8 protein-coding genes are annotated in these 12,736 nt (G+C 66.3%); 4 read left to right on the top strand and 4 right to left on the bottom strand.

The genetic code is table 11. The annotated features are described in order from the left end of the window. Together AC07YR_RS11775 and AC07YR_RS11770 are read right to left on the bottom strand one after the other, a co-directional pair. Positions 1-1,278: an ABC transporter substrate-binding protein gene (locus tag AC07YR_RS11775; protein ID WP_436056309.1), complete on the bottom strand. Its 1,278-nt coding sequence runs from the start codon at positions 1,276-1,278 to the stop codon at positions 1-3. Positions 1,279-1,347: 69 nt separating this feature from the next. Then, on the bottom strand, positions 1,348-2,361 hold the full coding sequence (locus AC07YR_RS11770) for a hydroxyacid dehydrogenase (RefSeq protein ID WP_494734029.1): 1,014 nt from the start codon (positions 2,359-2,361) through the stop codon (positions 1,348-1,350). Between the two features lie 166 nt (positions 2,362-2,527). On the opposite strand from AC07YR_RS11770, the gene AC07YR_RS11765 reads away from it, so the two are divergent. From AC07YR_RS11765 to AC07YR_RS11750, 4 genes are read left to right on the top strand one after another with little or no spacing between them, the layout of a single operon-like run. Beyond that, positions 2,528-4,507, top strand: a complete 1,980-nt coding sequence (locus tag AC07YR_RS11765) for a heparinase (RefSeq protein ID WP_494734028.1) — start codon at positions 2,528-2,530, stop codon at positions 4,505-4,507. Further along, a complete protein-coding gene (locus AC07YR_RS11760) occupies positions 4,497-5,648 on the top strand; it encodes a LacI family DNA-binding transcriptional regulator (RefSeq protein WP_436056312.1) in 1,152 nt (383 codons plus the stop codon). The genes AC07YR_RS11765 and AC07YR_RS11760 overlap by 11 nt, the downstream gene beginning before the upstream one ends. Next, complete coding sequence (locus AC07YR_RS11755) at positions 5,645-6,346, top strand: ThuA domain-containing protein (RefSeq protein WP_494734027.1); 702 nt, start codon at positions 5,645-5,647, stop codon at positions 6,344-6,346. Before AC07YR_RS11760 ends, AC07YR_RS11755 begins: the two co-directional genes overlap by 4 nt. Positions 6,347-6,383: 37 nt before the next feature. Beyond that, on the top strand, positions 6,384-8,306 hold the full coding sequence (locus tag AC07YR_RS11750; protein WP_494734026.1) for a DUF2264 domain-containing protein: 1,923 nt from the start codon (positions 6,384-6,386) through the stop codon (positions 8,304-8,306). A 78-nt stretch (positions 8,307-8,384) separates the two neighbouring features. Here AC07YR_RS11750 and AC07YR_RS11745 read toward each other — a convergent pair whose 3' ends face one another. After that, positions 8,385-11,930, bottom strand: coding sequence for a glycoside hydrolase (locus tag AC07YR_RS11745; RefSeq protein ID WP_494734025.1), 3,546 nt, complete (start codon positions 11,928-11,930; stop codon positions 8,385-8,387). A 202-nt stretch (positions 11,931-12,132) separates the two neighbouring features. Further along, positions 12,133-12,732, bottom strand: a complete 600-nt coding sequence (locus AC07YR_RS11740; protein WP_494734024.1) for a hypothetical protein — start codon at positions 12,730-12,732, stop codon at positions 12,133-12,135. Positions 12,733-12,736: the final 4 nt, after the last annotated feature.

Raw genomic sequence — 12,736 nt, 5'->3', positions numbered from 1 at the left:
TTACTTCAGGACTTCGTCCTTGACGCGCTTGCCCATCTCGGCGATGCCGTCGGCGACGGAGCGCTCGCCGACCATGATGAGGTCGTGCTCCTGGTTGAGGATTTTGTCCGTCGCTGCCGACTTGTCGCTCACCGGCATTTCAAGGGCTGTCTCGTCCGGCGTGAAGGCCTTCTTCGAGAGCTCGTCGGTGGGCAGGCCGTCCAGCTTGAAGTACTCCGCCGTGACGGCGTCGTTCTTCAGGGCTGGCACAACACCGATCTTGGAGATGGCCTTGGCGCCTTCCTCTCCGGCTGCCCACTGGATGAACTTCTTGGCTTCATCGGAGTGCGCTGCGTTCTTGTTCACAGCAAAGGCGGTGGGGGAACCGAACGTGGTGACCTTGCCGTTGGCGTCCTTCTGCGGCAGCGGAGCCAGGCCCCAGTTGACGTTGGTCTTGCCGTCCTTCTTGGCCTGGAGGATGCCGGCGATGTACCAGGTTCCCATGGGCATCATGGCAGCCTGGCCGGATTCAAACATGGTGCGGTAGCTGGTCTTCTGGCTCTTCGCGGTGCCGAAGTCCAGGGTGGCGCCGGCCTTCTGGAGGTCCAGCGCAGTGTTGTACTGGTCCTGGAAGAAGCCGTAGTCGCCGCTGACCTGGTCGCCGTCGTTCTGGGCAGCCGCGATTGCCTGAACCACTGAACGCCAGATGTGGTGGTACGTGCCGTAGACCTTCTTGCCGTCGGCGGTGGTGGTGAGCTTCTTGGCGAGCTCGGAGTACTTCTCCCACGTGAGGTCTTTGGGCTCGTCCACTCCCGCGGCCTTCAACAGGTCCTTGTTGTAATAGAGCAGCCAGAAGTCCTGCCGGTACGGGGCTGCAAAGTACTTGCCGTCCAGGTTGAAGGCGTCCAGGCCTGCAAGGTTGTCCTTGCCCACCTTGTCCACCACGCTGTTGATCTCCTGAAGCTGACCGTTGCTGGCGTACCGGGAGTAGTCGATGACGTTCTTCATGGTGAGGACGTCGGTGGTGTCGCCACCGGCCAGCATGGTGGTGACCTTCTGCGGGTAGTCGTCCGCCAGGATGTCCACGGGTTCAATGTCGACGTCGGGGTGGGCCGCTTCGTAGCCGTCGAAGAGTGCCTTGAACTCCGGGGTGCCCTCGTAGTTCCAGACTGAGACCGTCAGCCGGGTCTTGCCTTCGGCCGCCTGCGGTTCCGCGGGTCCGGCGGCGCCGGCGCAGCCTGTAAGGCCGAGCCCTGCAGTTACCGCCAGTGCGATCCCGGCGAGGGTTGTGCGCTTCATTGCGTTCTCCTTAGTAGGGGTTAAAGTTTGCCGCACGCGCGGCCGTCATGAGGTGGGGCGGGGTGGGGCTTAAGCGCTGAGGCCGAGGTCTTCGTGCATTACCTGGGCCAGGAGGTCCTTGCCGGCGAGGTACCGTTCAAGGTCGTTCAGGGCTGCATCCGACATCCTGCGCGTTTCGGTGCCGAGGGAGCCTGCGATGTGCGGGGTGATGATGACGTTGGGAAGGTCGTACAGCACGGAGTCCGCGGGCAGGGGCTCGGGGGCCGTGACGTCAAGCAGCGCGGTGATGCGTCCCGTGGCGCACTCGGCTTCGAGTGCTTTGGTATCAAGGAGCGAACCGCGTGCGGTGTTAATGAGCGTTGCGTGGTCCTTCATGGCGCGAAGCTCCCGTGTGCTGATCATGTTGCGTGTTTCCGGCAGTGCCGGTGCGTGGATGGTGACGACATCGGACACCGGCAGGAGTTCTTCAAGGGTCACCAGCCTTCCGCCCGCGGCGGCCACCTCGAGGGGATCGGCGTAGGGATCGCTGACCAGGCAGGTAACGTCCTGGAGTTGCTGGACCAGTTGGACCACCCTGCGGCCGATGCGTGAGAAGCCGATGACGCCCACCACACGGCCGATGTTTCCGAGCTCGCCCCGTTCGGTGGCGTAGCGCCAGTCATCACGGGAGAAGCGCGCATCGTTGGCGAGAACCTGGGCCTTCTTGCCGGCCAGGACGATCGATGCGAACGTGAATTCGGCAACGGGGATCGCGTTGGCGTCGGCTCCGTTGGTCACGAGGATGCCCCGGTCCCATAGTTCTTGGCTGACGAAGCCCCGGACCGTTCCCGCGCAGTGGAAGACGGCGCGCAGCCTGGGCATACGCTCCAGCCGCTCTGCGTTGAGATGCGGCACGCCCCAGCTGGTGAGGAGGATTTCAACCTCCTCCAAACGTCGCGCGAGTTCAGGTGAGTCCAGGGAATCCGTCCACGGCTGACCGCCGAGGTCGACCAGTCCTGCCAGCCGGTCCAGCCGCGTGGAATCAAACTGGTCAGCAAAGGTTCCGCTATTCATTACCAGCAGTGCCTGGGGCTTGAGCGACATTGAGGGGATCCTCCCTTCGAGTTTTGGGCGGCCCTGCTCGGCCGGTTATTTATGTGTTGCATCACATCTAATAATCAGTACATACTCATAAACAAGACAATTCATTCAACCCAATCGAACTCGATCCGAAACGATCAGATTCGAACAAACGAGGGACGAATCCAGTATGGCAACAACCCCCGGCACCGCAGCCGTGGAAGCGCCGCCACTGTCCAGCACGCACCCGCTGCGCGCAGCGTGGGGCCGTAAAGCTGACGCCTCTGCACTGATTGAGGCGCTCCATGGTTCGAGGCAGCGCCTCATCGTGCGTCCCGCGTCCCACGGCGTGTGGCAGCTCGCTGGCTCCCGACCGCTGGGGAAGTTGGCCGCCCGGGCGGAAGGCGAGAAGGGGAGCCCGTGGCCCCAGCCGCTTGTGTCCCAGTACGCGAGGTACTTCCGCGATGGAAATCGCACGTCTTATGAGGGTCTCGTGGCGGATCGCCAGCAGCGGCTGACCCGAGCCGTCGTGATGGCTGCTGTTACCGGAGAGCCTGGCTGGCTGGATGAGGCTATCGACGGGGCGTATCTCCTGTGCGAGCAGAGTTCCTGGAGCTGGGCCGCGCACGACGACGTCAATAGCCGCGCCGGGGAGGTGGTCCCCGACCGTTCGCGCCCGTATGTGGACCTTGGCGCAGGCGAGGTTGCGGCGCAGCTGGCCTGGCTGGACCTGGTGCTGGGCGAACGGCTGGACGAGCGGGCACCCGGGCTGCGGAAGCGCCTGCGGCACGAGACGCACCACCGCGTGATCCGGCCTTTCCTGGACCGCCTTGACTGGCACTGGCTCGGCCTCGACGGGGATGTCCACAACTGGAACCCCTGGATCCACTCGAACATCATCGTTGCTGCGCTGCTCCTGGTGGACGATCCGGCACTGCAGGCCCGCACCATCGCGCGGTGCATCGAGGGCATTGACCGTTTCCTCGCCTCCATTCCGGAAGACGGCGCCATCGACGAGGGTTTCGCCTATTGGTGGAACGGCGCAGGCCGGGCGTTGGAAGGCCTCGCCGTCCTGGAACAAGCCACCGACGGGCTGCTCGACGTCGACCTCCCGGTCATCCGTGCGCTGGCCGCCTTCCCGCACCGCATGCACCTCGGCCACCGCTGGTTCCTCAATGTTGCCGATGGCCCGGCACGCGCAGCCGAGGGGCTCCCGTGGGACATGCTGCACCGGTGGGCCGTTCGCCTGGGCGACGCGGAAGCCGCGCAGCACGCGGCGGCCTTCGCCGGCAAGGAACCTGATGCGACGGCGGGACTCGGCCGGGTGTTGCACTCGCTGTTGGCACCCCGTCCGGAGGCCGGCGGGAAGCACCAGACTGGGCCGCCGCTGACGGCCTTCGCCTACCTTCCGTCCGTGCAGATCATGGTGGCCCGGCAAACTCCGGGCACCGTGTCCGGCCTGACCCTGGCAGCCAAGGGCGGCCACAACGGCGAGCACCACAACCACCGCGACGTCGGGTCGGTGGTGGTGGCCGTCGACGGTGTGCCGTTGCTCGTGGACGCCGGCCAGCCCACCTACACCGCCCAGACTTTCGGACCCGACCGCTACGAAATCCGGGCCATGCAAAGTGCCTGGCACAGTGTTCCTGCGCCGTTCGGGCTGGAGCAGGGGACCGGGAAGGAGTTCGCCGCGACAGTCCTCCAGGAGCCCGCGGCGGACGAACCGGCGCTTGCCCTCGGACTCGGCGCAGCCTACGGGCTGGGTCACGCCGAACAGTGGATCCGCACGTCGCTGCTCAACCGGGAACAGGGCACGGTTGTCATCGACGATCGCTGGTGCCTGCCTGAGCGGCCGCCAGGAGGGCTTCCGCCCGGGGGAACGGACGACGTCGACATCAGCTACCTTGTCGCCGGAACCCTGAGGGTCGGCAACGACGCCACCGCAACAGTCCTGCCGCACGGCATCCCGGGCGGTGGTGAAGGCTGGGGCGTCCGGTTGCGCTGGAAGCCGGCCACCGCCGTCGTGCTGGTGGACGAATGGGACCTTGACGATCCGCTGCTGCGGGACGTTTGGGGCGAAAAGTTGACCCGCCTGCGGTTCCGCATGCCGGCCGAAACCCGCGCCTCCGGCGCATTCACCCTCACTGTGGAGGCAACGAATGAGTACTGAATCAGGCCCGGAAGCGGGCGGCAAGTCCCTGTTCTCGCTCCAGCGCCGTGAGCGGCTCATGGAGGAACTCCGGGCGCACGGCGCGATCACCGTGCGCGACATCGCCGCGAAACTGGGCGTCAGCGAACTGACCATCCGCCGCGACGTGAACACCCTCGCGGACGAAGGACTGGTGTCCCGCGTGCACGGCGGCGCCACGCTGCCCAGCCCGCTGGACCGTTCTGCGGCGATGGGCCGGCCGTCATCGCACAGCTACTCCATCGGCATGGTGGTCCCATCCCTGGACTACTACTGGCCGCAGGTGATCAGCGGCGCCAGAGCCGAGGCCGAGGAGCAAAACCTGCGGATCCTGGTCCGCGGTTCCGCTTACGACGCAGCCGACAACCGCCGGCAGGTGCAGGCCCTGCTCGACACGCAGAACATCGACGGGCTGATTGTGGCCCCGGACATGACCGGGGACCGCGGCCAGGAGCTGCTTCGTTGGTTGAATGCGCTGCCCATTCCGGTGGTGCTGGCCGAGCGCCGTGCGCCCGGCGACAACCCGGCGCACCGCCTTGAGTGGGTTGCCACTGACCACGCGTTCGGCGCCGGCATGGCGGTCCGGCACCTGTGGCAGGAAGGCCACCGGCAGATCGGCTGCCTCACCGATTCCTCCAGTCCCACCAGCCCCCACGTGGTGCGTGGATGGCGGCAGGCCATGAAAGCCCTCAAGATCCCGGTGGAAGACTCCATCCATGAGGATTCGGCCCAGCTGGTCAACGGGGACCGGGCCGCACACTTCGACCACGTCCTCGAGCTGTGCAAGAAGACGGGAACCACGGCCATGCTGGTTCATTCGGACACCCAGGCGGTGGCGTTCGTGCAGCACTGCGTGGATAGGGGACTGCAGGTGCCGGGGGACATGGCGATCGTGGGGTACGACGACGAAGTGGCCTACCTTGCCGAGCCCGCCATCTCTGCTGTCCGGCCGCCCAAGCAGTATGTGGGCAAGGTTGCCGTCCAGCTCATGGCCGCCCGCCTGGCGGAGGGGAGGATGCGGCCGGTACACCGCATTGAGCTGAACCCGGAGCTGATCCTTCGTGAGTCGTCGGTCGGCGCGCCACGCGTTCCTGCCGAAGGCGCGCTTCAGGACTCCCGGTGACCGCGGCCGTGGCTGCGCCGCGGGCGCTGGTGTTGAGCGGCGCGGGGCGGTACGCGGATCCGTGGCACCCCTTCGCGGAAACCTCCGCGGCCCTTGCGGAACTCCTCCGGGAAGCGCGTTTCGGCGTGGAGACGGCCGACGAAGTCGACGCCGCCCTTGCCGGGCTGGCTGCCCCGACAGGGTCATCCCTCTCGGGTCTTCCCGACCTGCTCGTGGTGAACGTCGGCCTCCCGCGTGATGGCGGGCCTTCGCCCGGAACGCCCGAAGCTTCGGCAGGTCTGCGGCGCTGGCTGGCGGACGGCAGGCCCATGCTGGTGAGCCACGTCAGCTCCACCAGTTTCCTTGACGCCCCTGAATGGGCGGACGCGCTGGGCGGACGCTGGATCCGCGGAACGTCCATGCACCCTGACTACGGCCCAGCATCGATTCGCGTGCGGACGGAATCCGGTGACCTGGTTGAGGGCATCACGGACTTTGAGCTGATGGACGAGCGGTACAGCTACCTGCAGACAGCGCCTGTCATCAACGTCCATGCCACGCACACTCACGACGGCCTCGAGCATCCGGTGATGTGGTCCCTGGACCGGGGTCCGGGCCGGACGTTCTACGACGCCCTCGGCCACGACGCCGCCTCCTACGAATCCCCTGAGCACCGCGAGGTCCTGCTCCGTGCCATCGCGTGGCTCACCGCCGGCTAGCCTTCCCGACCGCCAGCCCTCCAACCCTGAGGACCCCATGCCATCCACAGCGACCCCGTTTGCCCTGACCCTGCCCGCCCTGGACCGCGGGCTTTCGCCGCACACCGGCCTGACCCGCGTGCACTGGTGCGCCTACGCCGACTATCTGCTCCGCTCGGCCCAGCGCTACGGCACCGATGACCACGCCAACATCCACCTGCCCGGCGCCAACAGCGCCTATGGCCCGCGCAGCGACTCGCTGGAGGCCTTCGCCCGGACCTTCCTGCTGGCCTCCTTCCGGATCGCCGGCGACCCGCAGGAAACAGGCTGGATCGCAGACTGGTACGCGAAGGGCCTGGACGCCGGCACCAACCCCGGGAACCCGGACCGCTGGCCCACGCCCGGTGAATTGGGCCAGGCGAAGGTGGAGGCGGCGTCGTTGGCCGTGGGGCTGGCACTGACCCGGGACGTGTTGTGGGACAAGCTCCCGCAGCGGGTCCAGGAGCAACTGGTCGCGTGGTTCGAAACGGTGATCGGTGAGGAGTACCCGCCCATCAACTGGGTGTGGTTCCAGATTGTGGTGGAGACGTTCCTTGCCAGCGTCGGAGGACGATATTCGGACGAAGACATCGACGCCGGGCTGGCCATCCATGATTCCCTCTACCGCGGCCACGGCTGGTTTGCCGACGGCCCCGAGCGCGCCTACGACCACTATGTGGGCTGGGCCTTCCAGGTCTACCCGCAGCTCTGGGCGCTAATGGTCCCGGACGATCCGCGGGTGCAGGCCAGGAAGAAGCTTGACGGCGAGCGGCTCGCCGACTTCCTCGACGACGCCGCCTGCCTTGTCGGGGGCAACGGTGCGCCGCTGATCCAGGGACGCAGCCTCATCTACCGCTTCGCCGCCGCCGCGCCCTTCTGGGCGGGTGAGCTTTCGGGACACACCCGGCTGGCGCCGGGGATGAGCCGGCGGGCCGCTTCCGGAATGCTGGACTATTTCGCCCGCCGCGGTGCGATCACCGGGAGCGGCCTGCTCTCCATCGGCTGGCACGGCGAGTTTCCCGGAATGAGGCAGTCCTATTCGGGCGCCGGCTCGCCGTACTGGGCCGCCAAGGGGTTCCTCGGATTGGCCCTGCCGGCGGATCACCGGGTGTGGACCACAGTCGAGGAGCCCCTCCCCGTGGAATCGGGCGATATCCAGCGGCTCATCACCGCCCCGGGGTGGCAGGTGGACGGAACCGCGGCAGACGGCGTGGTGCGCATTCGGAACCACGGAACGGACCATGCCAATCCGGGGGTTGAGGCGGCAGACTCACCGCTTTATGCACGCCTCGGTTACTCGACGCACACCTTCCCGGACCTTGAACCGGAATCCCTGGACAACGCCGTCGTGCTGGTGGACAGCGAGGGCCGGCTCACGCACCGCACCGGTTTCGAATCCCTCGGCCAGAGGGATCTCGGCGGCGTCCTCGCCGGCGCATCCCGGGCCGGCACCAACTGGATTGCGGTTGATCCCGACGGCGGGCCCGACCACGGCAGCGGAGCCACAGGGACTGCGACCCGAGGCCCCGAAGTGACAGTGGTGTCACTGACCAGGGGAGCGGTGGAACTGCGGCTCGTCCGAGTCCGCGGCGCAGCCCCGGACACGGACGCCAGGTTGCGGATCGGCGGCTGGCCGGTGGATTCCGCGGCCTCCGTAGCCAGCGGGCTTCGTCCACTCGCCGGGTGGGGCTCACCGCTTGGGGACGCCGGAACCTGGCGGCGTGAGGGTCCGCATCCGATGGGGGAGGGCCTGATCATTCCGTGGGTCGGCACGTCGGGGCCGGTGGCGGACGGTGACTACGCCGCCGTCGTCGGGCTATATGGAACGGGCACGGAACAGGCCTTGGACGGTGCCGTTTTGGTCGACGGGGGACCACGGTTCGAGTTCGCGGACGGCACCTCGGTTGACCTGGGCGCCGTATGGGCGGATTTCACCAGCTGACGGCCAACGACATAAAGAAAGCGAGCCCCTGGCCGGATGTTGAGGCATCAGGCCAGGGGCTCCCGTTTACGTCGAGTGCTACCTGGAGCTGAAGTAGCTCACGCACTCTCCCTCGGTGCGAAATCCCGGCTCGACGTTGGTTGCCCAGCCGCCGTTCGCGCAGGCGACCTTACCCGTTACGAAGGCCACGGTGTAGCTCCGCGTGGTGCCGTTCGGGGCGGTCACTGTGACGGCTGCCGTCGGGGTGTCTGTAGTCGCCTGCACCACCGACACCTTGGCGTTCGTATCCAGCGGATAGGCCGCGACCGAGGGGGCCGACGCAGAGGCCGTCAGCACCTTGTAGCCCTCAACGGCCGGTGAAAAGCCAGCTACGGATTTCTGGTCCACCAGCAGCCGGCCCAGGTCGGGGAGCCCCGCCTCACCCAGGCGGGAGCCTGAGATGACCACCTCCGCCACCTTCGTGTATGAACCACTTGTTGCCAGGACAACCCGAATGCCGCGCGTCGTGACCGGGTTGAAGGAGTCCATCGCCGGGACAGCCGTGCTGAGGCCGGTGATGGTTCCTGCCGAAGTGTCCTGCCAGGCCCCGGCAGTGTCCTGGTACTGGACCGTCAGGCTCTGGGCGGCTTTTTCGGCGAGGCTGACAGTTACCGATTCCACTGTGTAGTCCCTGCTGAAGGCGTAGCTCAGGCTGTCAGCACTCCGGCCTCCACTCACCCAGTTGGACCAGCGGGTGACGGTGTTGCCGTCGCAGGTGTTCCTGGCAATGTAGGACCCCTCGGTGTAGCTGGCAGTCACTGCGGTGGTGGGATCGTCCTTGCAGATGTTGCTGCTCGGGACGCGGTCCACCACCAGAACGGTGAGGGTGGCGTCAAGCGGTTTATCGCCGTCGACCCCCGTGGCTGCCTTGCCGTGTACGGTTGCCGTGCCCACTGCCTGGAGCGCTGTGGGGTCAAGGGTGGTCCAGTCCCACGTGACCGGGAGGTCGTTTCGAACCGTTGCCGTGCCCACCTGGCCGGGGACCGTGGCCGGAGCGGCGGCCCGGACGTCGGCCGGGAGAGATCCGGTGCCGACCGTGGCCGAGACTGGGTCTGTGGCAGTGTACTTGCCGACCGTCACGGTGACCTTGGCGTCGTTGAACGGCTGGCCGTAGACGTCAGTGCCTGAACCGGTGATGGTGACTGTGCCGCGCTTCTTCCAGACGGCTGGATCCACGTATTCCCACTGGACCGGCACGGGCCGGCCCTCGCCCTTTGAGTAGAGCGGCGTCACGGATGCCGGAAGCTTGGGCGCGACGCCGATCGGCGTGCTGAGCTCCACTGGTTTGGTGCCGATGAGTTTGAGGTCCGCGAGGTCGGTGAAACCCCAGGCCTGATGGGGGTTACCGCTTGCCGTTGCCGTGGTGCCCGTGGATGAGCCCAGCGCAACAGCCGTTCCGGCGGCGGTCTGGCTGCCGGAAACCTGCAGGGCGATGGCTGCCGCAGCGTTGACCAAGGACGACTGCTTGCCGTTTTCGCTGGTGACGATCCACTGGGCCGACGGACTCAACTTGGCCTGATCGAGTGTCATCGTGGCCAGCGAAGCAGCGCCGGACTGGCTTGCATTGAGCACTCCGCCGTTGCCGGTCAGTACGCGTCCGTCCTTGTTGGTGATCACCCACCGTCGGTCATTCGCGTAGTCCTCGTTGCTGTTCACTGCCTGGAACGTCCACAACTGCGGGGTTACCTCCGCCGTCGTCGTCCCGATTTCCTGGATGGAGGCCGATCCTTCGGCCCGGGCGGTCAAGTACTTGCCGCTGGCCTCGCCGGTCAGGTGATAACTGTGGCCGTCCTGAACCGGTGCGGCGTCCTCTGCAACGCCGCTGACGCCGTCGACGACGAACGTCACCACGGAGGCTGCAGGCACCTCCAGCGTCGCGGACTTGGCCGACGCGTCGACGGCGATCGGCGTGCCCTTCACGAGCGCGTTGCGTTCGATGTCCTCCAGGGGCGACTTGGTGGTGACCACCGGAGTGACGGTTGCTCCCGGCGCGATGGCGCCAAAGCGGCTGAGGTCCAGAGTGACCTTTTCCGCCGTCGGAGTGTCGTTGAAGTGCACCAGCGTGGCGCCGTTGCCGTCAGCGTCCAGTGCGCTGGCCGTCTTGGCGTTGTCGTTCTGGATGAGGAAGTCGCCAGGGCGGATGTAGTGGGTGAAATTCCGGGTGGTGTTGTACTTCTGGTTGGTCAGGACGCGGCACTTGGCGTCCTCGGGAGCGTTGCCGTCGTTGAGCCGGCGGTTGGAGAAGCCTTCGCGTCCCTCGTAGTTGCAGTCGAAATCCACGTAGATGGAGCCCCAGCCCTTGTCGCCTTTCTCCTGCTTGTACGTGTCTTCGACCGGCTGCCAGAACACCCAGGCATCCGGTTCGAGTTCCCGCAGGTCGTTGACCATGCGGCTGGCGATGCCCAGGCCGTTGGTGATGTTGGAACGGTCCCAGCCGCTGGTGGAGTCGCCCAGCGCGGGATTGCCGGGCCAGAAGCCGCCCACTTCGCTCATCCACAGCGGCTTGTCCGTGGACTTTGCCAGGTCACGCACACGGCGGCGATCGCTGGTGCCGTAGGTGTGGACGTTGAGCTGCGAGACGGCGTCCTTGGCTTGCTGGCTGTAGCCGTTCCAGTTGGTCATGAACTTGGAGGGGTCCGTCTCGTCCATCGCGGAGATGACTGCGTCGGTACTGGTGCCGTCCTTGCCAAGTTCCGCTGCGAGCAGCTTGGTGACGCGGTCCTGTGCCGCGGGATAGATCAGGGCGCCTTCCTGCTTCTGGGTGTAACTGGTGGGCGGCTTTCCGGTGGCCGGATCGATCGCGGTGCCCCAGTAGCCCGAGTTGGGTTCGTTGAAGGGGTCGATGGTCTTCACATCGATGCCGCTGCCGCTTTCGAGAAGCTCGACGGCGTGCTTCATGTATGCGGCGAACTTCGCTTCCGCTTGGGGCAAAAGGTTTTCGCCCTTGTTCGAGTTGACCTGGCCGGAGACGTAGCCGCTCTTGGTCATAAACCAGGGCGGGGAGTTGCTGAAGGCCTCCCAGTGGGTGATTTGACGGTCTGCTGCCAGCCGCTCCACCCACCAGCGCTGGTTCCGGTCGGCATCAGGATTGTAGGAAGCGGGATCGTCCGGGTTCCACTGCTCAAGGAACGCGAGCTTGTTTGCCTGGGCGGGATCCACCGATCCGTCGCTGTTGTACAGGCGGGAGGATATTTTGCCGTCAGTTGCCCCCGTAACCGGCTTCCACCAGCCTTCCACTGCGCTGCCGTCGTTGAGGTAGTCCGCGACGTCGGACGCGTTGCCTCCCCCTACGTTGTAGCGGGCGATATTGAGGTTCAGTCCGTCCTCGCCGAACACTTTTTGGTAGAGCTCCTCGCGGAGCTCGGGGGAATAGCCTGCCGTCGCGTTAGCGAACCAGACGAGGCTAGTGCCCCAGCCTTCGAAGGCTTCGCCGCGGCTCGCAGGGTTGGGGGTGATGGTGACAGAAGCGGTGGCATCTGCTCCGGCCGCTGGCGCGGCTGGCAGGAATGCCAGGCCGGCAACTGCCGTGACTGCGGCGGCAAAAGCCGCCACAGGCCTGCGTGTTCTTCGGGCGGAAAACGTCATTGTTGTACCTCGTTGTCTCAGGGGTGCGGTGCTGATCCGGCCGTGGTGTGGATTGCCGGAGCTAAAGAATCCGGAAGCCGGGCAAGGCGAGACTATGGTCGAGATGTGTGCGGTTCAAGGCATACGAACAGGCTCGTTCGTGCTCGGTCAGAGGTGTTCAGTCGCAGTAGGGCTGCAGGCGCCGGTTGCTGACGGCACCGGCTCAGCGGACCTCAAGGATCAGCTGGAGCAGCCGTGCCGCGGCGGGGCGGGCCGCATGTTCCTCGTTCCACTGGGCCCTGGCCGCGGCCTTGCTGACCGCCTGGGTGGTGATGCCAAGTTCCTGGGCAACAGCTTTTTGCTGGCCCCGCACTCCGGGCGTCAGCAAGTCCAGGACACGCCACTCGGCCGCGCTGCGGCCGTGAACAATGTGGCCGAGCAGCTTCAGGACAGCCTCAGCTTCAGCCGCGAGGTCTGCCAGCGGGCCGTCAACCGCGACGGGAACGCGTTCCTTGCCGTTCCGCAGGCGGTTCACGGCACGGCGGGCGTAGATCAGGCCGTGCCCGCTGGCGTCCTTGATCTGGTTGGGCAGCGGCTCATTCACGGGACCTACGCCGATTCCCACGAACCAGCTGCCGCAGCGGAGGGCCACCAACGCTGCCTCCACGGCCTGGTGCGGGAACTCAACGATGCCCTGGACCTCGTCCTCAACGGAGCGGTCAAAGTCAAGGCGCGCCGGTATGTGCCGCAGGTCCTTGAGCAACTGCGGAACCCGGTCACCGTCGCGCCGGCTGTCCGTTTGGTTGATGGTCAGCGTGAACATTGTG

It is taken from the genome of Arthrobacter sp. GW460-12-1-14-TSB2, assembly GCF_059423525.1.
Note: the sequence above shows the minus strand (reverse complement) of the source record. Positions and strands in the feature narration are given on the sequence as shown.

What these genes read in the sequence shown, in the direction of transcription:
- AC07YR_RS11775 (WP_436056309.1), bottom strand. Translation starts at nt 1,278, where the DNA reads ATGAAGCGCACAACCCTCGCCGGGATCGCACTGGCGGTAACTGCAGGG.
- AC07YR_RS11770 (WP_494734029.1), bottom strand. Translation starts at nt 2,361, where the DNA reads ATGTCGCTCAAGCCCCAGGCACTGCTGGTAATGAATAGCGGAACCTTT.
- AC07YR_RS11765 (WP_494734028.1), top strand. Translation starts at nt 2,528, where the DNA reads ATGGCAACAACCCCCGGCACCGCAGCCGTGGAAGCGCCGCCACTGTCC.
- AC07YR_RS11760 (WP_436056312.1), top strand. Translation starts at nt 4,497, where the DNA reads ATGAGTACTGAATCAGGCCCGGAAGCGGGCGGCAAGTCCCTGTTCTCG.
- AC07YR_RS11750 (WP_494734026.1), top strand. Translation starts at nt 6,384, where the DNA reads ATGCCATCCACAGCGACCCCGTTTGCCCTGACCCTGCCCGCCCTGGAC.
- AC07YR_RS11745 (WP_494734025.1), bottom strand. Translation starts at nt 11,930, where the DNA reads ATGACGTTTTCCGCCCGAAGAACACGCAGGCCTGTGGCGGCTTTTGCC.
- AC07YR_RS11740 (WP_494734024.1), bottom strand. Translation starts at nt 12,732, where the DNA reads ATGTTCACGCTGACCATCAACCAAACGGACAGCCGGCGCGACGGTGAC.